Origin of the sequence: Pseudoalteromonas xiamenensis (genome assembly GCF_030994125.1) — a bacterium.
Lineage (GTDB): Bacteria > Pseudomonadota > Gammaproteobacteria > Enterobacterales > Alteromonadaceae > Pseudoalteromonas > Pseudoalteromonas xiamenensis_B.
The window spans coordinates 563,843-588,145 of record NZ_CP099918.1 but is presented as its reverse complement, the minus strand read 5'-3'; the positions used below and the strand labels follow the sequence as shown (position 1 = coordinate 588,145).

27 protein-coding genes are annotated in these 24,303 nt (G+C 42.4%); 20 read left to right on the top strand and 7 right to left on the bottom strand.

Annotated elements, in window-relative coordinates; genetic code table 11:
• Positions 1-489: 489 nt before the first annotated feature.
• Genes NI389_RS19640 through NI389_RS19630 form a run of 3 tightly spaced genes read right to left on the bottom strand, consistent with a single transcriptional unit; the run spans position 490 to position 2,671 of the window.
• A complete protein-coding gene (locus NI389_RS19640) occupies positions 490-810 on the bottom strand; it encodes a hypothetical protein (RefSeq protein ID WP_308363194.1) in 321 nt (106 codons plus the stop codon).
• On the bottom strand, positions 810-2,375 hold the full coding sequence (locus tag NI389_RS19635; protein WP_308363193.1) for a PepSY-associated TM helix domain-containing protein: 1,566 nt from the start codon (positions 2,373-2,375) through the stop codon (positions 810-812). The genes NI389_RS19640 and NI389_RS19635 overlap by 1 nt, the downstream gene beginning before the upstream one ends.
• Positions 2,372-2,671 carry a hypothetical protein gene (locus tag NI389_RS19630; protein WP_308363191.1) on the bottom strand — a complete coding sequence of 100 codons (300 nt, stop codon included), beginning with the start codon at positions 2,669-2,671 and terminating at the stop codon, positions 2,372-2,374. The genes NI389_RS19635 and NI389_RS19630 overlap by 4 nt, the downstream gene beginning before the upstream one ends.
• Positions 2,672-2,785: 114 nt before the next feature.
• On the opposite strand from NI389_RS19630, the gene NI389_RS19625 reads away from it, so the two are divergent.
• The 5 genes from NI389_RS19625 (at position 2,786) to NI389_RS19605 (ending at position 5,448) form a co-directional block, all read left to right on the top strand.
• Positions 2,786-3,352 (top strand): uracil-DNA glycosylase family protein, encoded by a 567-nt coding sequence (locus NI389_RS19625; RefSeq protein WP_308363189.1) that lies wholly within the window; start codon positions 2,786-2,788, stop codon positions 3,350-3,352.
• Between the two features lie 116 nt (positions 3,353-3,468).
• Positions 3,469-3,819, top strand: a complete 351-nt coding sequence (locus NI389_RS19620; RefSeq protein ID WP_308363188.1) for a hypothetical protein — start codon at positions 3,469-3,471, stop codon at positions 3,817-3,819.
• A gap of 245 nt (positions 3,820-4,064) precedes the next feature.
• The gene (locus NI389_RS19615) at positions 4,065-4,589 is read left to right on the top strand and encodes a chalcone isomerase family protein (RefSeq protein ID WP_308363187.1); all 525 of its coding nucleotides are present in this window, start codon (positions 4,065-4,067) and stop codon (positions 4,587-4,589) included.
• On the top strand, positions 4,586-5,119 hold the full coding sequence (locus tag NI389_RS19610) for a DUF3833 domain-containing protein (protein ID WP_308363186.1): 534 nt from the start codon (positions 4,586-4,588) through the stop codon (positions 5,117-5,119). The genes NI389_RS19615 and NI389_RS19610 overlap by 4 nt, the downstream gene beginning before the upstream one ends.
• Positions 5,120-5,202: 83 nt before the next feature.
• Positions 5,203-5,448: a Rho-binding antiterminator gene (locus NI389_RS19605; RefSeq protein ID WP_308363185.1), complete on the top strand. Its 246-nt coding sequence runs from the start codon at positions 5,203-5,205 to the stop codon at positions 5,446-5,448.
• 65 nt (positions 5,449-5,513) lie between these two features.
• Here NI389_RS19605 and NI389_RS19600 read toward each other — a convergent pair whose 3' ends face one another.
• Positions 5,514-5,981 carry a GNAT family N-acetyltransferase gene (locus tag NI389_RS19600; RefSeq protein WP_208844868.1) on the bottom strand — a complete coding sequence of 156 codons (468 nt, stop codon included), beginning with the start codon at positions 5,979-5,981 and terminating at the stop codon, positions 5,514-5,516.
• Between the two features lie 194 nt (positions 5,982-6,175).
• Positions 6,176-6,298, bottom strand: a complete 123-nt coding sequence (locus tag NI389_RS19595; RefSeq protein WP_280117704.1) for a hypothetical protein — start codon at positions 6,296-6,298, stop codon at positions 6,176-6,178.
• A gap of 469 nt (positions 6,299-6,767) precedes the next feature.
• On the opposite strand from NI389_RS19595, the gene NI389_RS19590 reads away from it, so the two are divergent.
• The 4 genes from NI389_RS19590 to NI389_RS19575 are packed head-to-tail and all read left to right on the top strand — an operon-like array spanning position 6,768 to position 8,959.
• Entirely contained in the window at positions 6,768-7,112 is a 345-nt protein-coding gene (locus NI389_RS19590) for a PadR family transcriptional regulator (protein WP_308363183.1), read from the top strand.
• The gene (locus NI389_RS19585; protein WP_308363182.1) at positions 7,099-8,034 is read left to right on the top strand and encodes a hypothetical protein; all 936 of its coding nucleotides are present in this window, start codon (positions 7,099-7,101) and stop codon (positions 8,032-8,034) included. Before NI389_RS19590 ends, NI389_RS19585 begins: the two co-directional genes overlap by 14 nt.
• Before the next feature lie 26 nt (positions 8,035-8,060).
• Positions 8,061-8,417 (top strand): GFA family protein, encoded by a 357-nt coding sequence (locus tag NI389_RS19580; protein WP_308363181.1) that lies wholly within the window; start codon positions 8,061-8,063, stop codon positions 8,415-8,417.
• 38 nt (positions 8,418-8,455) lie between these two features.
• Positions 8,456-8,959 (top strand): DinB family protein, encoded by a 504-nt coding sequence (locus NI389_RS19575; RefSeq protein ID WP_308363180.1) that lies wholly within the window; start codon positions 8,456-8,458, stop codon positions 8,957-8,959.
• Positions 8,960-9,054: 95 nt separating this feature from the next.
• On the opposite strand, the gene NI389_RS19570 is transcribed toward NI389_RS19575, so the two are convergent.
• Positions 9,055-9,426, bottom strand: a complete 372-nt coding sequence (locus tag NI389_RS19570; RefSeq protein WP_308363179.1) for a glutathione S-transferase N-terminal domain-containing protein — start codon at positions 9,424-9,426, stop codon at positions 9,055-9,057.
• Between the two features lie 377 nt (positions 9,427-9,803).
• Here NI389_RS19570 and NI389_RS19565 point away from each other — a divergent pair, with 377 nt between their 5' ends.
• Positions 9,804-11,156 (top strand): cytochrome ubiquinol oxidase subunit I, encoded by a 1,353-nt coding sequence (locus NI389_RS19565; RefSeq protein ID WP_308363178.1) that lies wholly within the window; start codon positions 9,804-9,806, stop codon positions 11,154-11,156.
• On the top strand, positions 11,149-12,147 hold the full coding sequence (locus NI389_RS19560) for a cytochrome d ubiquinol oxidase subunit II (protein ID WP_308363177.1): 999 nt from the start codon (positions 11,149-11,151) through the stop codon (positions 12,145-12,147). Before NI389_RS19565 ends, NI389_RS19560 begins: the two co-directional genes overlap by 8 nt.
• Before the next feature lie 79 nt (positions 12,148-12,226).
• On the opposite strand, the gene NI389_RS19555 is transcribed toward NI389_RS19560, so the two are convergent.
• Positions 12,227-12,823 carry a hypothetical protein gene (locus NI389_RS19555; protein WP_308363176.1) on the bottom strand — a complete coding sequence of 199 codons (597 nt, stop codon included), beginning with the start codon at positions 12,821-12,823 and terminating at the stop codon, positions 12,227-12,229.
• Between the two features lie 220 nt (positions 12,824-13,043).
• On the opposite strand from NI389_RS19555, the gene NI389_RS19550 reads away from it, so the two are divergent.
• From NI389_RS19550 to NI389_RS19510, 9 genes are all read left to right on the top strand, one after another.
• On the top strand, positions 13,044-13,595 hold the full coding sequence (locus tag NI389_RS19550; protein ID WP_308363174.1) for an isochorismatase family protein: 552 nt from the start codon (positions 13,044-13,046) through the stop codon (positions 13,593-13,595).
• 168 nt (positions 13,596-13,763) lie between these two features.
• The gene (locus NI389_RS19545; protein WP_308363173.1) at positions 13,764-14,549 is read left to right on the top strand and encodes a GlxA family transcriptional regulator; all 786 of its coding nucleotides are present in this window, start codon (positions 13,764-13,766) and stop codon (positions 14,547-14,549) included.
• 377 nt (positions 14,550-14,926) lie between these two features.
• On the top strand, positions 14,927-17,515 hold the full coding sequence (locus NI389_RS19540; protein WP_308363172.1) for a TonB-dependent receptor plug domain-containing protein: 2,589 nt from the start codon (positions 14,927-14,929) through the stop codon (positions 17,513-17,515).
• Positions 17,516-17,754: 239 nt separating this feature from the next.
• Positions 17,755-18,786, top strand: coding sequence for a S41 family peptidase (locus NI389_RS19535; protein WP_308363171.1), 1,032 nt, complete (start codon positions 17,755-17,757; stop codon positions 18,784-18,786).
• Between the two features lie 156 nt (positions 18,787-18,942).
• Complete coding sequence (locus NI389_RS19530) at positions 18,943-19,335, top strand: hypothetical protein (RefSeq protein ID WP_308363170.1); 393 nt, start codon at positions 18,943-18,945, stop codon at positions 19,333-19,335.
• A 478-nt stretch (positions 19,336-19,813) separates the two neighbouring features.
• Positions 19,814-21,022: an efflux RND transporter periplasmic adaptor subunit gene (locus NI389_RS19525; protein WP_308363169.1), complete on the top strand. Its 1,209-nt coding sequence runs from the start codon at positions 19,814-19,816 to the stop codon at positions 21,020-21,022.
• 14 nt (positions 21,023-21,036) lie between these two features.
• The gene (locus NI389_RS19520) at positions 21,037-21,738 is read left to right on the top strand and encodes an ABC transporter ATP-binding protein (protein WP_308363168.1); all 702 of its coding nucleotides are present in this window, start codon (positions 21,037-21,039) and stop codon (positions 21,736-21,738) included.
• 13 nt (positions 21,739-21,751) lie between these two features.
• Positions 21,752-23,083 (top strand): ABC transporter permease, encoded by a 1,332-nt coding sequence (locus tag NI389_RS19515; protein WP_308363167.1) that lies wholly within the window; start codon positions 21,752-21,754, stop codon positions 23,081-23,083.
• Positions 23,084-23,091: 8 nt separating this feature from the next.
• Complete coding sequence (locus NI389_RS19510; RefSeq protein ID WP_308363166.1) at positions 23,092-24,297, top strand: ABC transporter permease; 1,206 nt, start codon at positions 23,092-23,094, stop codon at positions 24,295-24,297.
• Positions 24,298-24,303 lie beyond the last annotated feature (6 nt).

Below are 24,303 nucleotides of genomic sequence, written 5' to 3'. Positions count from 1 at the left end.
TTGACTAGTTAGTAAAATCATGTTTTCACTTTAAATCAGTCAATTAAAATTCTAGATCTTATTTTTACTAACTAATTTTCTAACTTCCTACCGCTTCACAACACTGCGTTAAAATCACATTTTTGAATTCGGATAAGTGGTCAAAATTGGCGACAACTTACCTAAATATAGCTGAGCGGGGTACATATTGTGGCCTATGCGCCATTGAACAGAAAAATAACTTAAGGAAATCTCTGTTGTTTCTTGGATCAGTTATTTACTAACTTAATCGTCTTGTTGAGTCCAATTTGATGCAAGAGATCCGATTTTTACTAACATATGAGACATAGAATGCAGCTCAGTCAGTAAAGATCAGGTTTTTACTACGTATAATTTGGTTTTGTCGTTTCTAAAGGTCAGTAAGTGAGCTTTTAAGTACGGACTACGTGAGTTGCTTGGTAAAAATCTGATCTGGGCACGTTTTCAGGTAAATTGTGCCCAGCCACAGACCTAAATAGAAGTAATCGAATAGAGGAATGGTATTGATAAGACGATACTCAAAAAACGCAGGGGAGCCTTTTTTGAGTACTGTACACTCACAACAGTAACGAGCAGAAGAGGAATACTCCATCCAATGAAACTGAGCGCACCGTAAGCAGCCTCGTGGTAGACAAAAAGTGAAGCACTTAGTAAAAAAGTGATCCAGCCACTAAATAATACTATTCGCTCTTGCGCACTTGTTAATCCAGAACCAAGCACTGACTTGGCAATGGCTGGCTTAGTCAAAGCAAAGAGGGCACAGCTCACGCTGAGCATGAACACTTCTATCATTACTGAATTCCCTTTGGTTGTGGTGAAAACGCACCAGAGCGCTTTCTGTGCAATTTAGCGGCGATAAATCCAAACGCCAAAGCAACACTTAGGAAAGCCAGATCAAATGCCCATGCAACGGTATTACCTTCCATAAACGCTTTATAAGTCGGGTATTTTATGGCAATAGCACTGCATATTGGCAGAGCAGCCCAAGCTAAAACGTTTAGCTGTGCAAAATAAGCCCATTGCTGCTTGTCTCTACGTATTACGGAAACAAGTAAACTCAGGCCCAAAATGGTGAAAAAGATGGCGATTTCTACATTGGCGCGTTGCGCAATCTGCGTGCTTAATAGGCGGTTTGCATAGAAAAAACCTGCAGTTGCCAAAGGTAGTCCCATGACAGTGGTTAGATTTAGTGTATCCACAAGTTGAACGCCAAAATGCGGCTGTTTATGTTTGGCTTTGATACGAAGCGACCACATTAATGCTCCAGTCACCAGCATTGCAAGTCCAAGCATACCGCCCAAGAAGTACAACCACCGTAATGGCAACTTAGCAAGCCGCCCTGTATGCAATGCTGTCATGCTGTCGTAAAAGGTTTCGCTTGCGCTTAAGGACTCATTCCCCCTCGCGATAACCTGACCGTTGTGCGCATCGAGCAAAAGAGTAGGTCGCTCGTCTTGCACGGTGTTTTTTGTATTCGCATAGACTTTCACCGTTGCATGTTGGTCAAATGGGTGATCAACTATCACTCTCGCAATTCGAACATTCGGCCAGTTAGTATAAATCTGATCTAACCATACTTGAGGTGGTGCAATTGGTGAGATGATTCCTGAGCCTTTTGTTGAAACCCGCGTTGGGTTCTGTGCTTCAAAGAATGCTTTCATATTCCCATCGAACTGTGTGAGTGCAGGGTAGGGGAACAACATGAAAATAAGGGTAATTAAGCCTGTATAGGTGATCATCAAATGGAATGGTAGGGCAATAACTGAACTGAGGTTGTGGCTATCAAGCCAAGTTCTCAATCCTTTGCCATTTCGAAAGGTAAATAAGTCTTTAAAGATACGCTTATGGATGATAATGCCGGAGATTAGGGCGATTAGCATGAATAAGCTGGCAAGGCACACAATCCAACGTGCAGTAATTGGACTCATGTAATGTAAATCGAAATGTAGACGATAGAAAAAATTACCTCCCTTCGTATCAATAAACTCAATTTCCTTATTCGCATCGTTTGCTGAATAATAGTGGCTAGTAAACGGTGTACGTTTCCCTTGTTGTGGTGCCTCTCTATACGCGACCTCAAAATAGGGTTTTCTGTCAGTCGCGGGGGTAATATACCAGCTACTGGCGTTTGGCGCCTTTTGCTTAAGGACTTCAATTCCATGTTCTATTTGAGCTTCTTGGCTCAATAAAATGGAATGTGAAACGTTTTTTAGTACATTAGGCTGAGACCAAATAGTGATTTCGTCTTTGAAAAAGCTTAACGTGCCTGCAAAAAAGACCGTGATAAGCAGCCAAATAGTTAATAAGCCGACCCAAGTGTGGAGCCAGCCCATGGTTCTAAAAAATGACTCTTTCATAGCCAGCCTTTTGTCAGTGAGAGGAAAGTCATTTGTACTCCCCCTAGGACGAGTAACAACATGGCTGCTTTTTTAATGGATGAAATGGCAAATGCAGCAATGAAAAAAATGGCATAGATAGCGATACTGATGGTTGTTGACACTAGAACAGCATCTACTTGCGATAACGGGAGCACAATAGTCAAAGCGCTAATTGTAATCGCTGTGAGGACATAACCACCAAGAATTGCCAAAATAAATCGTGTAACCACTTGAATTGAATAGTGGTATTGTTTTAACACGGAGAAATACCGCATCGTATGTTTAATCCTTTTACGATTGGTTATTAACTAAAATGGTATTATCTCTTAAATACAATATAAATAGTAGTGATTATCAATTGTATTTGTTTAGGATGGTAGGAGGAAAACTTGGACTCGTTACTTAAACAAATTCGCGCATGCCAAATATGTGAAGGAAAATTTGAAGGGATTGTTTCTCCAATTATCCAAGCTTCTATTGGCAGTAAAATATTGATCATCGGTCAAGCTCCTGGGGTTAAGACGCTTGAGTCTGGACGACCTTTTAACGATGTGAGTGGTGAACGCTTACGCGCTTGGCTTGGGGCTGAACCTAGTCAGTTTTATGATCCGCGCATGTTCGCCATTATGCCTATGGCGTTTTGTTATCCGGGAAAAGGACGAAGTGGCGATTTACCACCTCCTAAAATTTGCGCTCAGACTTGGCACAAACAACTCATTCAACAAATGCAAAATGTGGAACTGACTATCTTCTTAGGGCAATACGCGGTTCACGAATACCTCAATCCTGCTTGGAGCGTAACAGAAGCCGTTGAGCACTTTTCAACGTTATTACCTAACCAGATTGCCTTGCCACATCCTAGTCCACGAAATCGCTTTTGGTTGACTTCAAACCCATGGTTTGAGAAGGAGGTCGTACCTATTTTACAAAATATAATAAAAAAATTAACCCAATAACAAATTGCTAACTTTTTAACCGCGCCGACTTGTATTTATACAATAACTGCTACATACTTTGGTATTAATAATCCATTTACGACATGATGTCTCTAAAAAATTATCAAGGAAAAGATATGTTCTATAAAAGTCTCGGCGTCATTGCCGTGCTCGCTTCGTTAGCCTCAGTACCGCTAAGCACGCAACTCGGTGCAAATTCTATCATCGCTTTCTATTTGGTTTTGTGCGCAATGCTTATTGCTTCACTAGCAAGTGCAACATCCGGTAAAAATTTCTTTTTCCCTTCATTTATTTTGGCCTGCATTAATATCCTGGTTTTAAATGATGGTACTAAAATTCAACATGTTACGAGTGGTAGTGATTGGCTTTATGTATTGAGTATGTATGGCATTTTTGTTGTAGTGTCGGTACTGAGCTTTTTATTTTCTAAACGTGAAAGTAACCCAAATATCTCGGTTACGCGTTAGTCTCTGTAAACCCCCTTTACAGTCTCAGAAATTAGTTTCATTAGTCATCACGGCTTAACATTGCGACAAACTCGCTGTGATGGTCAAAAAGTCAGATAAAGTTGATAGATTTTGTCTGACGAGCCCACAGAGCAATCTTTTATAACAATACTAACCTGACACTTAACTAATCCATTTTGGCCTTGCAGACGTATACCTTGTGTATTTTTCACTCATGTGATTTTGAGACAACAAAGGAAGGCGTAATGCGTTGGTTTATCTCGCTGTTCATCGTTTTTTTTATCTGTGTAGTGCATTCTGCAAAGGCTCAAAGTGCTGAGAATGAGCTATTCAAACCTGTTGCGGACGAAGCAACGTATCGATACCTGTTTTGGGATGTATATTCAGCCCAATTGTTCACTCCAACGGGTCAATACAATCCTGAAGACCCTTTTACTCTTCTATTGAAATACAAAATGACGTTGAAAGGAAAAGACATAGCCGAAAGGTCCATCAAGGAAATGAAACTTCAAGGGCTAAAAGATAAATCCAAGCAGGAGGTGTGGGGCAATGCGTTGAAATCAATATTTCCAGATGTGGGAGATGGTGATGTGTTACTTGGCCAAAAAAATGCCGATGGCAGTACGAGCTTTTATTACAACCACAATCAAATTGGTGTGATTGAAGATGCGGATTTTACATCTTGGTTCTTCAATATCTGGCTAGGAGCGAAAACATCAGAGCCTGCGTTACGTGCAGAATTGTTAGGTTTGGGTGGGAGAAATAAATGAGACAGTGGCTAGTGATATGTTTGGCCATTTTGTTAAATGGCTGTGGTATTTCGATACAAGGAAACCAGTATGAGCAGCGAACCCCGAAATTTGACTTGATGGAATTTTTTAAAGGAGAGATTAAAGGATGGGGTATTGTTCAGGATAGAAGCGGTAATGTGATTCAGCAGTTCACCGTAGACCTTACGGGTGAAATGTCAGGTGACACTAAGCTAGTGCTGTCTGAAACGTTCAATTATCAGCTCGGGCAAGGCGTACAGCGAAGGCAGTGGGTAATTACCAAGCAATTGGATAATTCGTTTCAAGGAAATGCCGATGACATCATTGGAAGCGCAAAAGGTAAGGTATTTGGCTCGGCAGCAACTTGGCAATATGAAATGAATTTACCTGTTGAAGGGTCTACTTATCACGTTACATTCGATGACTGGATGTGGCAATTTGATGATGGAGCAGTGATCAATCGGTCCTACATAAAAAAGTTTGGGCTTGTGTTTGCTGAAGTCACTCTTTTCTTTCAGAAAAAACAATGATTGCACAAAAACGAAGGGAAAGGAGTCCGGTCAGCGTTGAATAGGTTATGTGCTGAAAATTTTTACATATTGTGGAGAACATCATGCTGAGCTGTGACCAACACGATTATTTAGAAGTGGCTTGTGTTTATCGCTTCGAACTAGAGGTGACGACGACGGATGGCCAGTCCTATGTAGGGCTTGCCAACGATGTGCGTTACGAGAATAAAACTCAGTGCCTTGTGCTCGAATCCGGCTCTGAACAACACACCGTGGCGATTGCACAAATTACGTCATTGGTGGCTCGAACAGATAATCCGTATTTTCAAAGAGTAGAGGTAGGGTTTTAACGATGCCGTTTACTTTGCTGTAACCTTGACCCCTGTTGGTCAAGGTCGAATAGAGACAGAGAGTGTTAGTTGTTATTTAGTTTGAGTTCCATAAACACGCTCAATGGGTTGTCACGATATAAACCAAAACACGGACAACGGTCGAAACCTAAACTTTCATAGAGCGCAATCGATTCTGTTTGTTGGATACCGGTTTCTAATCTAATCAACGGGATTTGCGCTTCACCAGCATAATGAAGGAGCGTTTGCATTATGCGCCGAGATAGGCCTTTTCCTCGATAATTTGGTTTGACGTAAAGACGTTTTATTTCGCCGTATAACGTGCTCTTTTCAAACTTTTTAACAATAGCACCACACGCAACGATGCCATCTTCATTTGCAAGCCCGATTGCTTTCACATTGGGCTGTTTTAATTCTTCCAGTGATAGAGATTGGTCACTTGCGATAGGGTAGAGAGAATTCATTAGGCGGTCTATTTCCAAGTACAGAGCTTGTACTTTTGGATCTTCAGGCTGCAATGCGATTAGCTGCATAGTCTGTCCTAATACAACGAATGGAGATCATTGTTTTTATTTTTCGTGGCAGAAACTATACAGCGCAAATGACGGAATACAAAATTTTTCGACGGAAATAGCCAAGCAATTTGTAACGCTTGTCTTTGGTGATGAAACAATTATTCGGGGGTAAATACAGGCTTTTCAAACAGAGCCAAACGAAAACTGTTAACTTACATCCCCGTGGCATGCGATAGAGGAGTAAATACCGTTAAAACAAACAATGCAACGGTGAGCAGTGTTACCCATACAAGATTTGCTTGAGACTTTGTGTCAGTGTCATTCAAAAAACGCATATTCAATACTCCTAAAGATTCTGCTCTACAAACTAATCCTTTTGGGCTGTATCGCTATTCCAGTTGCGATTTTAGTATTAGTAGTTATATATCAAGCTAGCAAAAAGTGCTAGATAAAAAACAAAAAACATACAAAAAGTATGAATTTCAAGCTTTGGCCTACGTTGTCTAATGAGTATTTGGTGATCTAATTGCACAGCCTATCTTAACTATGTGAGTCAATAGCAGGTTAGGCGACAGCACAAAGCAGCGTTGAGCTGCACAGGTTTTCGACTTCTTCCTGAAAATAAATCAAATAAATACAAGTAGATATGCTTAATTTTGAAAGTGCCTTATTAATAAATGACTAAAAAACCATCTTTTTCACTTGCGAAATTTGTGAGTGTTCTATACTGTGTACCACACACTGTGTGTTAAATAGTATTTGTCGCACAGTAAATCAAATTAAAAACAGAAGATGGAACGCGATATGAGTGAGAAACGCGTCGATAAAATGCGAGGAGAGCTAAGGCGAGGAGTTTTGGTTTTAGCTGTTCTCGCGTCATTAAGGACTCCGCATTACGGTTATTCATTGCGAAAACAGCTCAGTGAAGCAGGGTTGGATATTGATGAGGGTACGCTATATCCGCTTGTTAGACGCCTGGCAGACCAAGGGTTGCTTGAGAGCGAATGGCAGCAAGCTGAAGGGCGGGAGAGGCGTTATTACACGCTGTCTAAAGCAGGCATTGAACAGTTAGCGCAGCTTTCACATGAATGGCAATTGATGAATGAAGCGCTTGGGACAATATTGGAGAACGATCATGGAATTAGTTGAACGCTATGTTGAAGCGGTAAAACTGTATTTACCAGATGAAAAAAAAGACGAAATTTCGCGAGAAATTAGAGCCACGTTACTTGATGAAGTTGATGCTATGGGGCCGGCTTGTTCTACAGCGCAGGTTAATCAATTGCTTGCTTCATGGGGGGCTCCTCGTAAGGTGGCAACTCAATTTGCGCCACCCGTACCTTTAGTTGCACAAGAACTTATGCCTATTTACTGGGTAATTTTAAAATCGGCATTGAGTGTGTTTTTTGCGATCCACGCGGTGGTAACGGGGTTGTCATTACTGTCAGCAGAAGGCGTGGGGGTTATTTCATTTGTGTTGAAACTGGGACTCGGTTTTGTTGATACAGCCCTGTGGATATTTGCTGTTGTGACGTTGGTGTTTTTCGCTATTTCAAATGACTCCCCCTTGAAAGCAACGCTATCGCAAATGGAGTGGAGCGTGGATAAGCTTCCGGTGCAAAATGCCAAGTGGCAGCATATCAAAGGTGGTGACATTGCCACAGATTTGGCCACCGCGATTTTTTTAATTGCACTGGTGCAACCTTCACTGTGGATGAGTCCGAAGATGTTCGAGTCGATGCACATCGCTTTCTTGCCAGCAGTACAAGAGTGGTTCATGCCTGCCACAATGTTATTCGGTGTGTCTATCGTATTTTCACTATGGCAAGCGCTCGCGCCGTTTTGGTCAAAGTCTAAATTGGTTGCAAACATCCTGATTAACCTTGCTTATGTTGCAATGTTCACTGGATTGGCATGGTTGCCAGACGTGTTTAGTGTAACAGGAGAATCGTTGCCGTTTTATCTCTCAAACGAAATCGTGAATCGTAACGCGAAGGTTGTCAGCATGGTCTTTATTGCACTGAATGGTTTTTTAATCATACGTGATTTAAGACGTATACGTAGTCTCTAAGTTAGATAACAAAGGTAACGCTTAGCATGAATGGAAGTTGTCATTGTGGCAATGTCACTTTGGTACTCAAACAGAAAATCGAATTGGTAACACGCTGCAACTGTTCAGTGTGTTACCGATACGGTGCTGTTTGGGCTTATTTTTCGCCAAACGATGTTCTCATTGATTCGAAAGTGGCGACGCGTACCTATTGCTATGGTGACAAGCACATTGATTTTCATCATTGTGTCGGTTGCGGTTGCCTTACCTATTACACCCCTACAGCGATAGGTAATTTAGATAGGATGGCGGTCAATTTAACCATGTTTGCACCCGAGGTGATAGAACAAGTGCATGTACGGTACTTCGATGGCGCTCAGTCTTGGACATTTTATGAAAAGTAGTCGAGCTGAAGCTGACTCGTTTATTACAAGGAGAGAAAATGTTGTTGGTAAACGCATTTAAATACAAGCTATGGGCTAATCAGGAAATAGTGAACTTTGGATTGAAGCAAATTGGTAAGCTGTCTCCAAACGATGCCACTTTCTTTATACGGATATTAAATCATACTGCGGTTGTCGATAGCTTGTTTATAAGCCGGATCAAAGGAGTATCGGAACATTTCGCTGCTGACAACACTCTTGAAACGCCGTCCTTAACCGATCTCAGTCAGTTTATGTCTGAAAACGATGCATGGCTGGTTGACTATTGCGCCTGTGCAACGTCTCAAGAATTAGCTCGTGAGATTGTTTTTCAGTTCACTGATGGTGATGTAGGACGTTTGACCGTAGAAGAAATTTTACTGCATTTACTTACCCACGGCAGTAATCATCGAGGTATGGCTTCACGTGTTTTGCTGGAAAATGGTCTTGAAAGACCTAAAGATACGTTCACACGTTTTTTGCATCAAGTTGAACCAAATAGACGAACGAAACGCGATGAATGAACACAGGGACTGGTTGTTAATCAAATTTTGCTTACAAACGTAGCGCTTCGTAAAACGTAAACACGCGCTTAATGTGATAATTAAGCGCCAGAACGTTAAGCTGCGTTACTCGCTACTTCTTTTTCTAAAAACGCAATGATGTCATTAGACTCATATAACCAAGTCACTTTGTCACCTTGATCAATTCGTAGACAAGGTACTTTTACCTTACCACCTTGTTCAAGCAGTTCTTGACGGTGAATACCTTCGGCTTTCGCATCTCGTAATTCGATGTTTAGGTTGTTGCGTTTCATGGCTCTTCGTACTTTTACGCAAAAAGGGCAGGCATGGAATTGATATAGGCTTAAGCTTGACGCTTTTTCGTCAATTTGAGCTTGTAATGTTGGATCGCGCTTCACGCCTTTCGGTGTTGTGACAAAGTCGATAAGTAAAATAATGCGGCCTAAAAACCAGCGGATAAACTTCATAATTCCCCCTAAAAAATTGCCGGCATCATACCCAATTGTGCCACTTTTAGAAAGTGAATAACGGAATCGACTCAATATAGTGGTCAAGTTCATAGGTTTATTTTTTGGGCAAAGAGCATGCTTTTCCAAGTCAATTTTCTACAAAAACCAGTCACTAAATTTTGAAAAAATAAAGATTGATCTAAATCAAAGATCAAAATATATTTAAGTTTCAGAAATTACTGAAAGTTCGTAACGGTTCTAATGTGCTTTTCTTGAGTCAATAAAATCAAATGGCTCGACCGTACGAATCCTTCAAACATTGAAGTAGAAAGAATTGCTGCGGAGAAGCAGGCCGTGGCGCTATTTGATAGAAAACAGACCTTGGTAGGTGCGTTATGCTTGATACCTTATTGCTATCGCGGATGCAGTTTGCAGCCAACATCAGCTTCCATATCCTCTTTCCCACAATATCTATTGCCCTTGGGTGGTTTTTAGTCTTTTTCAAATTACGATTTGATAAAACTGGTCATCCTGTTTGGCTGAGAGCTTACCGTTTTTGGGTTAAAATATTTGCTCTTACGTTCGCGCTAGGCGTGGTTAGTGGGATCACGATGTCCTTCCAATTTGGTACAAATTGGCCCGGATTTATGGAGCGAGTCGGTAACATCGCTGGCCCTTTGCTCGGCTACGAGGTTCTAACCGCTTTTTTCATGGAAGCCACCTTTTTGGGGATCATGCTATTTGGAATGAATAAAGTACCCAATCGAATCCACACCTTAGCATGCTTGATTGTGGCCATCGGTACGACTATTTCTGCCTTTTGGATATTAAGTTTAAACAGTTGGATGCAAACACCCGCAGGATTTGAGCTTCGCGATGGTGTGGCCTATCCAACAGATTGGTTCGCTATCATATTTAATCCTTCTTTCCCGTATCGATTTTTCCATATGTTGCTTGCAAGTGGTTTGACGGCGTCGTTTCTGATTGCTGGTGTAAGTGCGTATCGACTGCTGCAAGGTGACCAAAAGGCAGCACCCAAACTTACGTTAAAAGTGGCTTTAACGGTTGCGGCAATGTTAGCGCCGACACAAGCATTTGTGGGGGATTTACATGGTTTAAATACCCTTGAACATCAACCGCAAAAAGTGGCTGCGATGGAGGGAATTTGGCATACCGAAAAAGGCGCGCCGTTGTTGCTTTTTGCCGTGCCCAACGAAAAAACGCAACAGAATGACTTCGAGATTGGCATTCCTAATGGTGCAAGTTTAATCCTTACTCATCAATTAGATGGAGAGCTTAAAGGGCTTAATGAATTTGAAGGCGCACACCCACCAGTTAAACCGGTATTCTTTGGTTTTCGGATCATGGTGGGTATGGGCGTGTTAATGTTGTTGGTTGCGGTTTGGTTTAGGTTGACCATTGCACGCCGTAAACAACTCGCGTCTTGGCAATTAAAAACGTTAGTAGCGATGAGTTTCTCAGGCTGGTTGGCAACACTTGCCGGTTGGTACGTAACAGAAATTGGCCGTCAACCTTTTCTTGTTAGCGGCGTTTTGCGTGTAGAAGAAGCGGTTACTCATCTCCCTCGTGAAAACGTGGCCATCACCTTTTCATTGTACTTGATGCTTTATGTTGTGCTGTTGACGGTGTATGTCCGTACTTTGTTCTTTACTGCGAAGAAATCAGTGCGTGTCGATGAATTTGAAAGTCCAGAACCACAAGTTACCGCTGGAGGTCGCTATGCTTAATGCAGAACAACTTGCTTTACTGTTTGGTGCGCTGACTGCGCTGGCTGTTCTCGTCTACGCCATTTTAGATGGCTACGATTTGGGTGTTGGAATGTTGTTGCCACGTAATCAACAACAAAAAGCAGACACCATGATTGCTTCTATCGGCCCGTTTTGGGACGCTAATGAAACATGGCTGGTGCTTGCCGTTGGCTTGGTTTTAATCGCTTTTCCTAAAGCGCACAGTGAAATCCTGCAAGCGCTTTATTTACCAGCGTCTTTTATGTTGATAGGGCTGATCCTGCGCGGTGTTGCGTTTGACTTTCGTGCAAAAGCTAAAAGCAAACGCAAAGATCTTTGGGATAGCGTTTTCAAGATAGGTTCCTATATGACTAGTTTTTTCCAAGGCTACATGCTTGGTAGCTATGTAATGGGTTTTGAACATTCTGCTGCCGCGATGGGGTTCTGCACACTTAGCGGGATCGGGGTTGTGGCGGCTTATCAATTTATTGGCGCCGCTTGGCTTATTATGAAAACGGAAGGTGAACTGCAACAAGATGCTATCCAATGGTGTCGAAGAACACTTCGAATTTGTGCTATTGGGGTTGCTTTGGTATCGGTCGTGAACCCTATTATTCACCCTCAGGTGATGGCGCTTTGGTTTGAATTGCCTATGGCCCTTGTATTGTTGCCTTTGCCTATCATCTGCTTCGGACTGATGTTCTTGCTTGAAGTGACTTTACCAAAATTAGCGTTAAGACCAGAAAAAGGAGTTTGGTTACCCTTTGCAATCGCAGTAATGGTATTTTGTTTGTGTTTCTTCGGGCTAGCTTACAGTTTCTACCCATACATTGTACCGGGTAAATTTACGTTAATTGATACATTAGCTGCGCCTGAATCATTGAATTTCTTAATGTTTGGCGTGTTGTTTGTTGTGCCAACTATTATCTTATACACCGCGTACAGCTATCGAGTATTTTGGGGGAAAGTTACTCCACTAAGTTACTATTAAACAAGAATCGAGAAGGCGAGGATATCTCGTCTCGCCTTGTCGCTAAAGCGTATTTCCTCACCTATTAAGGTAGCGTAGTCTATTGCGCTTCATCCGATTGTTCAGTTACCCATTCCATTACCCCATCGAACGACGTGCAGTCGGCAATGTTGTCTTTGGCATTAGCTACATAAACTTGTTGGGCACTCGATACCGAATATGTGAGGTATTCAGAACACATTGCACTTTGGCCGTTTCCGACGACAACTTTGGTCCCTTGTTTTAATGTGCAACGGCTCATCTTATCGAGAGGGGACCATTGATAGCAAATCTCAAACTGAGCGCGATACTCAGAAATGAGTCCAGCGGGCCTGTTAAACGCCCACCATTGTCCAAACTGGCTCCCCGGATTTGTGCTATTCCAAGCTCGAAAAACGACGACATCTTGCGTTGCCTCGTACACTTTGCCTTGGCAGAGTTTGCCGTTACTGGGTTCGCCAAGTGACGATTGAAGCAACGCAGAGTCTTCGGTTTCAATAAAACTCGACTGAAGTGGTTGAGGAAGCGTGGTTGTGCCTAGACATGCCAGTGTTTCGGGCGATTTTGAGCTCGTGAGCGGCAGTTGGTGGTTATGTTGAGCGCATCCAAACATACCAGACAGCAGCGTTACACAAACGAGTTTGTTGCAAATGTTCATCGTTATCCTTGTTGAACGTTTTATGTTAATTATTTGTATCTTGCAAGCAAGTGTAGTGGGATCTTTGTGCCAATACAACGGATCTTAAAAAGAGTTTATTTCAAGTCTGAAAAAGTCCCATCTGTGTCGTAAGTGTGGCTCGTCAAAACGGTGTGGTCAGATAAAGTAGATGGCAATTCAAACTACGTTGATTAACTTTTTACACCCTTAAGGAATTAGAATGACAACAGCTTTAATTATCATCGATACCCAAGATTCTTTCTTTCACGCGCCCTATTGGGAGACAAGTCACTTCGAATCATTTAAGCAAAATATGAGTGATTTGGTGAATTATTTTCAGGCAAACAATTTACCAATTGTGAAAGTGTTGCATGTTGATGATGTTGACAAAAATAGTCCTTTTTATTTATCGAACGGTTTTGTGAAGCCGATGGATTTTTTACCGAGCAAGTATGATAGAGTCGTACACAAGACAGTACACAATGCATTCACCGATACGGGATTATTACGTTGGTTGACTCGCAATGGTATTCGTAAGCTAGTGATTAGCGGTATTCGAACGGAGCAATGCTGTGAAACAACGACACGTGTTGCCAGTGATCTAGGCTTTGCGGTGGAATTTGTATTGGATGCCACGCTCACGTTTGCGATGACAAGTCCGTTTACTTCGAAGGTACATTCAGTCGAGGACATTCAAGCTCACACAGCGCTTGTGCTTAATAAACGTTTTGCAACGATAACTTCTGTTCAGGATTATGGAATTTCAGAATAACGTTATAAAAAACATTTACTTTGTGATCTCTAAGGCCGTCCTCCCGCTTGATTTGGGCGGTCCATTGCAAGTGTTTTTAGAAGCCCAGCGTGCTGGTGCGCCTATTGTTTTGCACTACGTGAGTCCAACGAGTGAACAAGTCTTGGGGGAGGGCTGACCTTAACTAACTTGACCCCATTACCTCAAACGCTACTTTGCGATGATGTGGTTGTGTTACCTGGGAGTTATGGCTCGTTTGACTATTGCTTAAGTGAAGAAGGCGAAGTAGTCGCCGATTGGCTTAAGCACACTGTGAGTCAGCAACTCGTGTTCACCATTTGTAGTGGTGCATTTATGGCCGCGAAGGCGGGTTTATTGGCCAACAAAAAGTGTACAACTCACCATGAGTTAACTGAGCGATTGAAATTGGCTTATCCAGAACTAAACGTGTTAGAAACATGTCTTTTCGTCGAAGATGGCAATATGTTGACGAGTGCAGGTATTAGTTCGGGGATTGATGCAGCATTGCATTTTGTTGCCAAACAATTTGGCGACGAGCTGTCAATGAAAGTGGCACGTGAGATGTTGGTGTATTTTCGCAGAGACGGACGAGATAGCCAACAGAGTGTTTGGTTGAATGGACGAAATCATTTACACCGTGCCGTACATCGAGCACAAGATTTGATCTGCGCTCGCTTGCATCAAGACATTCGTGTCTCGTCTATTGCCTCTGACGTGGGGATTTCCGAGCGGCAACTCAGTCGCTTGTTTAAACAAGCAATCGGAATTGGTGTTCAGCAATACATCAATTCGCTTAAAATTGTGAGAGCCAAACAGCTCCTGCAGACCCGCCATATTGATATCGAGCTCGTCGCTACTGAATGCGGTTTCTCGAGTAGCCGTCATTTCCGCCGTATTTGGCAGCAATTTGAAACGATTGCGCCAAGCCAATTTCGCAAATCTATAATGAGCTAAAACGTGCGGGATTTGAGTAGATAAATCTAACGCGTATTTTTTGAAAGATAGCTCAAATCTGTAAAGCATACTGAACAATTAGCTTGCTTTTTGACCTGTATGGAGTGCCGTCTTCTTCTGTTCCTTTTTCTCTATATTTCATTATGTTACCAATAAAATGACTGAAATAATTTGTTAAATTTTTTACAAAAAAACAAATTTGTAACGTAATGATATTTAAATGATTAATTTAAATATGGGTTGTAATTTACACAATTCGTTACGGTTTATGCCTGTATAAATCAACGCATTAGATTGTTTTCTGCAAAATACAGTGTTAACTATATTGCGATAAGGGTTTACATTAAGCGCTATTTGGTTAACAAAAAGGAACAATAATGACTAAAAAATACTCTCAACTAACAGCTCTTAGTCTTGCAATCGCGGCAGTTTGTGCGACGTCTGCGCCGGCATTTGCAGCTGATGAAGGTGCGGATAAAGTAGAAAAAATTGAAGTAACAGGCTCACGCATCAAACGCACGGATATGGAAGGTCCATCACCAATCCAGACTATCGGTAAAGAAGAAATTTCCTCGTTTGGTTATGATAACCTTCAACAACTTTTAGAGAAAATGCCAGTTGCCGGTAACGGTACGTTCTCAACGCGTGGCAACAACCAAGATTCTACCGCGAATGGTGGCGCTGCCGTTAGTTTACGTGGTCTTGGCCCAGATGCGACATTGGTGTTGATTAATGGTCGTCGCGTAGCAATCAGTGCGTTCGCGGAAAGCATTACGAATTCATTTGTCGATATTAACAGTATTCCAGTGTCTGCTATTGAACGAATCGATATTCTAAAAGATGGCGCGTCTGCTATTTATGGTTCTGATGCTGTCGCGGGGGTCGTTAACGTTATTTTGAAAAAGGACTTTGATGGTCTAGAGCTAAACTTAGGGTTTGGTGGTACCGACGGTCCAAGTTATGAAGAAAAAACGGCGAGCTTATTGTGGGGGAGCAGCACGAATGACAGCAATGTGACTATCATTCTTGACTACTTCAACAACTCATCGTTTTCTGCGGATGAAGCAGGCCGTTTAGGTACAGCAAATCAATCTCCATATGGTGGTGAAGACTTCCGTTCAAGTCGTGGTTTCCCTGGTTATTTTTATGTTGACGGTGAGAAAACGATCGATCCAAATTGTCCAGCAGAAAACGCAACCTCAAGCGGAAGCTGTCTATTTGATTACGGCCCTTATGGCTATATCATTCCAGCCGCTGAACGTGTTGGTGCAATTGTTCAAGCCGAGCAAAACTTTGGTAATGATATCACCGGTTTCATCGAGTTTGCTGTACAGCACAACACATCACAAGCAGGCGGCGCGCCTACACCTCTAGATGAAGACGCGGGTCTCACAGTGCCTGCTTCGCACCCAAATAACCCGTTTGGCATGGACATTGATATTGGCCGTTATCGTACAGTAGATGCAGGTCCTCGTCGTTGGGATATTAGTTCTGACACCATGCGCATCGTTGCGGGCTTCCGTGGTACATTAAATGATTGGGATTGGGAACTTGCAGCGCAAAAAGGCCGCAGTAAATCTGAGCAAACGGGTTCTAAAGGCCAGGGCTGGGTACGTGTTGATTATTTACAAGCTGAAATTGATGCGGGTAACTACAATCCATTCGGTGGAACGTACAACTCACCTGAAGTAATTGACCGTATTACGACAAGCCTTGTGCGCCGTGGTGAGTCTCATATGACGTCATTCGATGGTAGCATCACAGGCGAAGCGTTTACCTTCAATGATATGCCTGTGCTTATGGCGGCAGGTTTTGAATACCGTGAAGAAGACGTTGAAGATATTCCAGATGATCAATTTGTGCGTGGTTTGATATTCGGAACGGAATCGGTGTCGGCTGCTGCTGAGCGTGATCAGTGGGCTGCTTATGTTGAATTCTCAATTCCGCTTGCGGACAGCTTCGAATTACAATTAGCAGGTCGTTACGATGATTATAGCGATTTTGGTTCAACAACGAATCCAAAAGTCGCGTTCCGCTGGACACCAAGCGATGACATGACGGTACGTGGTTCATGGGCTCAAGGTTTCCGTGCGCCATCACTTGCGCAAATCGGTTTAGGCCCATCAGAAGAAAGCCAATTCTTTACCGATACATACCGTTGTCAGGCAACAGGCAAAGATTGCGGTGTACTTGATTACAATATTCAATTTGCGGGTAACCCAAATCTAAAAGCGGAAGAATCTGAGTCAATGAACTTGGGTATTGTGTGGGCTCCTACGCATGAAATTGGCTTAGGGATCGACTTCTGGTCAATCACACAAGACAACAAGATAGATGAAGAACCATTCGGACCACTTTATGATGCTGAATGTAATAACCAAAACAGTACCGTGTGTGAGCGTCTAGCGCCACAACCTGGTGAATCACTTGGTGTTCTCCGTAAACTACACAGCACGTTCAAAAACGTGACTTCTCAAGAAGTATCAGGTGTGGATTTCTCAGCAAGCTACCTATACAGCTTAGGCGAAAGTGGCGACCTTAAATTTAATTTAGAATACAGCTTCTTGAATAAGTTCGAGAAAGACGATCAAGACTACACTGGTGAGTACGGTTATCCAGAGCACCGCTGGGTTCTTACAAACTCTTGGGTACAAGATAACTTATCAGCCAATTTAAACATTAGTTATATTGGTGAGTTTGAAGATACGCCAGACATCGATTTTGATGGTACGCTTGATTTCGAAGAAAATACATCTCGTATGGTTGATTCGCAAATTCTACTTGATCTTCAAGGTTCATATCGCTTCAGCGATGGCATCAAAGTATCGCTTGGTGTAAACAACCTACTTGATGAAGAGCCGCCATTTGCAATTGGTGATGGTGATTCAGACTTGTATGGTTATGTAGGAAAAACACATAACCCGCGCGGTCGTTACATCTACACTAAAGTGACGTTTAATTTCTAATTGAATATCACTGAATAAGATTCAAAGCCTCCAACATTGGGGGCTTTTTACTTTTAGGCGATATTGTTTTGCGAAACCTATTTGAGTTGTAAAACACCATATTTTTTGAGTATTTAAAACATACTTAGTTACATTTTACAGCAACTAATAAAGGAACTAATCACGTCAAACTAGGGCCATACATCATGACAACCAAGTACCTCGAAATTCATTAATAATAACAATACCGAGCTGCCAATATGAAAACGACATCTCTATTTCTCTGTTCTTCTCTCCTTATTGCGTTTGCAGGGCAAAGTTTTGCTCTGACCCAAAGTGATAAACTCACTATCCAACACGCCGTGGAATCGTCAATTACCAACCATTATGTCGAAACATCCAAGATCCCTAAAATTATGGCCTTGTTGGAAACATTAAACTCGTCATCAGAATGGCAACTAGCAGAGACAGAAGAGCAAATAGCTCACTTATTAACGGACACACTTCAGCAAGTAGATAAGCACTTTGCGGTGAATCAAATTCCCACAACGACAACGACTGAAAAGAAAGAACCATGGTTTCATAAGCTTGCCAGGAAAAACTATGGCTTCACCGACGTCGCCGTTCTCGATGGCAATATCGGCTATCTAAGTTTCTGGGGGTTTGCGGATGTTACACCCAAATTACGTGCTAAGCTCGCGAGTGTTATGAAGGTGTTGGAAGACGTTGATGTACTCATTATTGATTTACGTGAAAATGGCGGCGGGAGTGCACAAATGGTTCAGTTGTTAAGTGGGTACTTTTTGCCAGAAAAAACTCACTTAAATAGCTTTTACAATCGTCAAACCGATGCCACGACCGAATTCTGGAGTGAAACAAACATTATTGGTAAAGTGAGAGCAGATATTCCCTTGTATATTTTAACTGGGCCGAATACGTTTTCAGCCGCGGAAGAATTTAGTTACAACATGAAACACCTAAAACGTGCGGTGATCGTGGGTGAGAAGACGAAAGGAGGTGCAAACCCTTGGCAATATTTTCCTCTTGAACACACTCTGCGCATTGCTTTGCCCGTCTCTAAGGCAATTAATCCGATTACCAAAACGAATTGGGAGAATGTCGGTGTTTTACCTGATATCGCGGTTGCGGCTAAAAAGGCTAAAACAGAAGCGTATTATCAAGCGATTCAATTATTGTTAAAAACAAGCGCCGATCAGGATGCTTTCTTGGTACGTGAACGGGAAGGCGTTGCGGCGACGTTCAATCGAGCGTTAACGAGTCGTAATGACTGAGTTAAAAAGTCTTAATGACACTTGAGCCTGGTCACTGTAAAGCCCCTTTACATGCTGCTGGCTCAAAATTGACACGCTTTGTTACGACTGAACACTTGGCAAGGCCCGGTATCTGAAGTAAGTTGTTTCAGTGTGTAATAATGGTGCAAATTGAACATGAAACGCTGGGTGTATTGGGTTTACGCGAGTACGTTGATTCTATTAGGATTTGAGCGTTTCTACGAGAAATCAGTGCTGTTGTCTGGCGGCTCAAAAATCAACCTTATCCCCGCTTTCGTTATGCTCATTCTGGCGGTTGCCTTACTTAATCACCAGCGGAAAAAGGCAATGTTTAATCCGTTGTTCTGGCAGTGCTGTTTTTGGCTTTGTGCTGGTTTTACCGGACTGCTCTTATTTGCGGCTATTCCTTTCGCTGTATGGTTGGGGCAAGCCAGTTACCAATATATCCTTCTTTTTGCAGCGCTAATCCTTTTTACTGTTCCTGCACAAATCGTGTTATTCCAATATAGCTACGATGACGAGTTGTGGTCAGCACAACTTGCACGCTAGCCCAAAAAGAATGTATCTCAAGCGTTAAAAGTCAACGCTGTTAACGCGAGTCTCTGAGCTTCTTATCCTCCTTATTGTTGCGATCCAGACAGGTTATTTTGTCTGATGTCCTTGCTATGCTGTTGTATTGTCGATCTTCACTGATCATGTCTTATTGCAGTATTTGCTTTGCTTGTCATTATTTCTTTTGGTTAAAAAATGCAAATAATGATTCACGCAATGTAGCAAATGAGTTAAATTTTTCTGTGTACGTAAGCTATGAGAGTAGCATTGCTTATCTCTAGTTTATTGACATATAAAGAACAAATTTATTGATGTTTTGTGTTTCAAATTACAAAAAATTGATGCTATTTGTTTACATAAAAGTTACTATTTTGGATTATATCGAATCGGTACAAATATTTAGATAAGGATATCTCGTGAGTTATATTCCAGATACGAGCGCTCAAGACACCAAGATTGTAAGTTCAAAGCCTACATGGAAAAAGTGGCTGTTGCTTGGGGGGTTATTGCTACAGGCTATTTCGTTGCGCCGAATGTTTATGGGTGGTTTAACAATGAAAGAGCAATTGATGTCAATCAATTGAAATTGGCTACAGTGAAACAAGGCCAATTTGTAAGAGATATCTCTGTACAGGGCAAAGTCGTCGCAGCCAGGCGTCCAACACTCTATAGCCCATCGTCGGGTACGGTTACCTATTTGGTTAAAGCAGGTGATACGGTTGTCGTAGACCAACCGATTGCAATCATTGATAGTCCTGAGTTAACCAGTGAACTGACTCAGCAGCAGGCTGAAAGAGACCGATTATTTTCTTCATTGGAACGTGAAAAAATTAATGCAAAACAGCAAGCACTTGACCATGAAAACAAGATAGGTCGTGCTGAAGTTGCATTAAATGCAGCGAAACGTGAAATGCGTCGAGCGCAAGAAGGCCATGATAAACAGGTGGTCAGCGATATCGACTATCAAAAAGCAAAAGACGATTTGCAAAACGCAGAGCGTGAATACACGTTAACGCTGAAAGCGGTTGAACTGTTGAAAGAAAGTCTCAAGTTTGAAGTGAAAAATCGCGAACTGGAGTTCAATCGACAAAACGTCTTTGTGGAAGAATTACAAAGACAGGTCAATGCGCTAGAAATTAAATCACCGGTTGCTGGGTTGGTTGGTAACTTAACCGTTCAAGAAAAGACCAATGTAGAAAAAAACCAACCGCTCTTGAGTGTGGTTGATTTGACTCAATACGAGATTGAAGTACAGATACCAGAGCAATATGGTGATGATCTTGCCTTGGGTATGGCTGCAGAAATCAACCTCAATGCTCAAATGCTTTCAGGTGAACTCATTGCAATTTCACCTGAGATTGTCAAAGGAACGATTGCTAGCAAAATTCGTTTGTCAGGAGAATACACGATTTCTCTTAAACAAAATCAGCGCCTCACCAGCCGAATCATTTTGGAACAAAAAGACAATGTGCGCTATTTGCCGCGAGGTCAGTTTATGCAAAACAGTGCAGGCCAATATATTTACAAAGTGGCTAATGGGGTAGCGACCCGTACACCAGTTCGCCTGGGGTCTGAGAGTTTAAGCCAAATTGAAGTGTTATCTGGATTGTTACCGGGAGATACCGTTGTGGTTTCAGATTTGCGTGTGTTTAACGATGCTGAACAAGCTCGAATAGTCGAATAAGAAAGGAATCTACCATGTTAAGAATGACTAATTTAGGCAAGACCTACATTACAGATAGTGTCAAAACAGAGGCTCTTCGACCATTTGACCTATCCATTTCACAAGGTGAGTTTGTTGCCGTAACGGGTCCATCTGGATCGGGTAAAACAACCTTCCTTAATATCACAGGGTTACTCGAAAATTATTCGAGTGGTCAATATGTTTTGGATGGTCAAGATATTACGTCACTTTCAGATAAAGCCCGTTCAAAGATTAGAAACGAAAAGATAGGCTTTATTTTCCAAAGCTTCAATTTGATACCTGATTTGGACTTGTACGACAATATTGACATGCCTTTACGTTATCGCTCCTTCTCCAGTAAAGAACGTGACAGTCGAATTATGCAAGTGCTTGAACAAGTGGGTTTAGCCGGACGTAAAAACCACTATCCACACCAGCTCTCTGGTGGGCAACAGCAACGCGTCGCGATTGCTCGAGCGCTCGCAGGTACGCCGTCATTTTTATTGGCGGATGAACCAACAGGGAATCTCGATTCCCAAATGGCAGCTGGCATAATGTCGTTATTAAAAGAAATCCATCAACAGGGCACGAGTATCATCATGGTAACCCATGATCCGAACCAAGCCGCGCAAGCTCAACGTGTGATTGAAGTACGTGATGGTGTCTTACGGGATGCAAGGCCCATAAAAGTAGCCGCTGAAGCGGCAATCGCATAAGGATATTGCGAAGATGTTTGGTTATTATTTAAAAATTGCTTGGGTTAGTATTCGCAAAACCCCATTGCTAAGTTTACTTATTGTGTTGACCGTCGCTGTAGGTATTGCAGCATCAATGACGACCTATACAGTTCAATACATGATGTCGAAAGACCCGCTACCTGGTTTGAGCGACCGCACCTTTCAGATCCAGTTAAACAGTTGGGGGCCTGAAAAACCCTATGGCTATGAAGGGGATGAGGAGCGTACGACTCGTCATATTACTCTGCAAGATGCCAAAAACCTACTTGCAGCGAAACAAGCACCGTTGCAAGCAGCGATTGGTGAATTTGCTGAATTTGTGTATTCAGAAGATCAGTCTTTCTCTGATGGCATCGGAACGGATATTCGTACGGTGACGATTGACTTCTTTGCGATGATGCGCGTGCCATTTTTATATGGAACCGCTTGGTCAGCCGAAGACGATGAAGCGGGTACGGATGTAACCATCATTTCTAAAAAGCTCAATGACAAGTTGTTTGGCGGTGTGAATTCTATTGGTAAAAGTATCGTTATTGGCGAACAACAATATCGTATTGTTGGCGTTCTAGATGATTGGCCGATGTTGCCGAAGTTTTACGGTGCGCCTTTTGAAGCTTATCAACCCACTCGAGATGTGTTTGTGCCTTTTTTCAATCAAATCCGACGTGAGCTGTTAACGCGTTCTGAATTGGCATTCAATTGTTGGAAGACGCCTGCTGATGATTCTATTAGGGCATTCTTCAACTCGGAATGTGTTTGGATCATGTTTTGGGTGCAATTGGATTCACCATCCGATCGTGAGCGGTACTTAAATTTTATTTTTGATTATGCAAAAGACCAACGACGATTTGGACGTTTCCTAAGAGATGGTTTCCACAAGATGTTCAGTGTTGAGGAATATCTACTGAATGAAGAAGTGGTGTCTAAAGACACAAAAATTGGCGTGTGGTTGGCGTTCTTATTTTTGATTGTGTGTCTTTTAAATTGTATGAGCCTAATGACCGCTAAATTTCACAGTAAGGCAGCAGAAGTCGGTTTACGAAGAGCGGTTGGCGCGAGCAAACAGAATCTTTTTGCTCAATTTAGTTGTGAAATTTTGCTGCTCGCATCCTTTTCGGCGGTTCTTGGGATGTTGATGACATTGGCTGGATTGCATTTCACGAAAAGCGCCTACAGCTATCTGTCTGCGGAATTGATGACCATGGACGTGAATATGGTCTTAGCAACAATAGGACTTGCTATTATAGCGACTATGGCGTTTGGTCTTATTCCAATTATCAAAGCGATACAAGTTCAGCCAGCCAGCCAACTTAAAAGTCAGTAGGTAGTCGTATGCGTGATTTAAAACCAATACTTAAAACTATAAAAGTGCGTTTGATGGCGCCAGCCTTACTTGCGCTTCAAATTGCGGTAACGTTTACGATTTTGGTCAATGCGTTTTTTATGATTGAACAGAAAGAGGCCATCATTTCAAAACCAAGTGGTGTTGATGAAGCGAATATTTTTCGTGTTCTATCTAATCAACCATTTCCGAAAGAAGAATATGAAGCGCGCCTTGATGAGACCATCGAATCGATTCGCAATATCCCCGGGGTTAACGCGGTGTCAATGTTGAATACCGTTCCATTGGCAGGATATGGCACTTACGACGAGGTCACCCGAACGCCAGAGGGGCGTCGAGAAACTTGGACTGCAACGTTCTTGGGTAGTACGAATGCTTATCAAACACTGGGCCTAGAGTTAGTTGCAGGCCAAGGATTTACAAAGCAAGACGAAATAACCGTTTCTTTTGAAGCGCAGTCGCACCCGAGCGATATATTGGTAACGCGAGCTTTTGCTGAAAAACTCTACCCAGACAATTGGGAAGAGGCGCTTGGGAAAACCGTTTACTTAGCAATGATCCCCCATCAAATTAAAGGGATCTTAGCTGAAATGAACGGTCCTTGGGGAACGTGGTTCGCTGCTAAGATAAGCGTCCTCAAGCCAGTGCGTGACGCTAATGAAGTACTACCATTAGTGATACGTGCTGAGCCTGGCCAGATTGATGTGGTGATGGAGCGTGTCAAAGAATATTTATTGAAAACACCTAGAAGACAAATCACTTATTTAGATAAATTCGTTGATATAAAAGCAAAGAACTACCAAAAGGAAAGCGCAGCATTAAACACATTGTGGATAGTGTTACTGGGTCTGACGTTTGTCACTGCGCTGGGTATTTTTGGTCAATCCCGCTTTGCCATTATGAAACGGCGTAAACAAATTGGTGTTCGTCGAGCGCTTGGTGCAAGTCAATGGCATGTGTTACGTTATTTTCTGACCGAGAATGCGATAGTTACAACAATAGGAATTCTGTTCGGTTGTGTTTTCGCAATAGTCTTAAACCAGTACACGGTGAGTCATTTCGAGTTCAGTTTGATCCCGGCAGGCTATTTTGCATTTGGTGCGGCATTTTGTATGGTACTGGGCCAAGTTGGTGTCCTTGTACCAGCACTGCAAGCCAGCCGTTTGTCCCCAGCAATCGCAACCCGTACCGTCTAGTAAGGT

Bases quoted from the DNA above. Each gene is read 5' to 3' on its own strand.
- NI389_RS19525 (WP_308363169.1), top strand. From the start codon at position 19,814: ATGGAAAAAGTGGCTGTTGCTTGGGGGGTTATTGCTACAGGCTATTTC.
- NI389_RS19515 (WP_308363167.1), top strand. From the start codon at position 21,752: ATGTTTGGTTATTATTTAAAAATTGCTTGGGTTAGTATTCGCAAAACC.
- NI389_RS19605 (WP_308363185.1), top strand. From the start codon at position 5,203: ATGCTGAGCTGTGACCAACACGATTATTTAGAAGTGGCTTGTGTTTAT.
- NI389_RS19595 (WP_280117704.1), bottom strand. From the start codon at position 6,298: ATGCGTTTTTTGAATGACACTGACACAAAGTCTCAAGCAAATCTTGTA.
- NI389_RS19575 (WP_308363180.1), top strand. From the start codon at position 8,456: ATGTTGTTGGTAAACGCATTTAAATACAAGCTATGGGCTAATCAGGAA.
- NI389_RS19565 (WP_308363178.1), top strand. From the start codon at position 9,804: ATGCTTGATACCTTATTGCTATCGCGGATGCAGTTTGCAGCCAACATC.
- NI389_RS19585 (WP_308363182.1), top strand. From the start codon at position 7,099: ATGGAATTAGTTGAACGCTATGTTGAAGCGGTAAAACTGTATTTACCA.
- NI389_RS19620 (WP_308363188.1), top strand. From the start codon at position 3,469: ATGTTCTATAAAAGTCTCGGCGTCATTGCCGTGCTCGCTTCGTTAGCC.
- NI389_RS19635 (WP_308363193.1), bottom strand. From the start codon at position 2,375: ATGAAAGAGTCATTTTTTAGAACCATGGGCTGGCTCCACACTTGGGTC.
- NI389_RS19540 (WP_308363172.1), top strand. From the start codon at position 14,927: ATGACTAAAAAATACTCTCAACTAACAGCTCTTAGTCTTGCAATCGCG.
- NI389_RS19590 (WP_308363183.1), top strand. From the start codon at position 6,768: ATGAGTGAGAAACGCGTCGATAAAATGCGAGGAGAGCTAAGGCGAGGA.
- NI389_RS19570 (WP_308363179.1), bottom strand. From the start codon at position 9,426: ATGAAGTTTATCCGCTGGTTTTTAGGCCGCATTATTTTACTTATCGAC.
- NI389_RS19610 (WP_308363186.1), top strand. From the start codon at position 4,586: ATGAGACAGTGGCTAGTGATATGTTTGGCCATTTTGTTAAATGGCTGT.
- NI389_RS19555 (WP_308363176.1), bottom strand. From the start codon at position 12,823: ATGAACATTTGCAACAAACTCGTTTGTGTAACGCTGCTGTCTGGTATG.
- NI389_RS19550 (WP_308363174.1), top strand. From the start codon at position 13,044: ATGACAACAGCTTTAATTATCATCGATACCCAAGATTCTTTCTTTCAC.
- NI389_RS19560 (WP_308363177.1), top strand. From the start codon at position 11,149: ATGCTTAATGCAGAACAACTTGCTTTACTGTTTGGTGCGCTGACTGCG.
- NI389_RS19615 (WP_308363187.1), top strand. From the start codon at position 4,065: ATGCGTTGGTTTATCTCGCTGTTCATCGTTTTTTTTATCTGTGTAGTG.
- NI389_RS19520 (WP_308363168.1), top strand. From the start codon at position 21,037: ATGTTAAGAATGACTAATTTAGGCAAGACCTACATTACAGATAGTGTC.
- NI389_RS19600 (WP_208844868.1), bottom strand. From the start codon at position 5,981: ATGCAGCTAATCGCATTGCAGCCTGAAGATCCAAAAGTACAAGCTCTG.
- NI389_RS19530 (WP_308363170.1), top strand. From the start codon at position 18,943: ATGAAACGCTGGGTGTATTGGGTTTACGCGAGTACGTTGATTCTATTA.
- NI389_RS19630 (WP_308363191.1), bottom strand. From the start codon at position 2,671: ATGCGGTATTTCTCCGTGTTAAAACAATACCACTATTCAATTCAAGTG.
- NI389_RS19510 (WP_308363166.1), top strand. From the start codon at position 23,092: ATGCGTGATTTAAAACCAATACTTAAAACTATAAAAGTGCGTTTGATG.
- NI389_RS19640 (WP_308363194.1), bottom strand. From the start codon at position 810: ATGATAGAAGTGTTCATGCTCAGCGTGAGCTGTGCCCTCTTTGCTTTG.
- NI389_RS19580 (WP_308363181.1), top strand. From the start codon at position 8,061: ATGAATGGAAGTTGTCATTGTGGCAATGTCACTTTGGTACTCAAACAG.
- NI389_RS19535 (WP_308363171.1), top strand. From the start codon at position 17,755: ATGAAAACGACATCTCTATTTCTCTGTTCTTCTCTCCTTATTGCGTTT.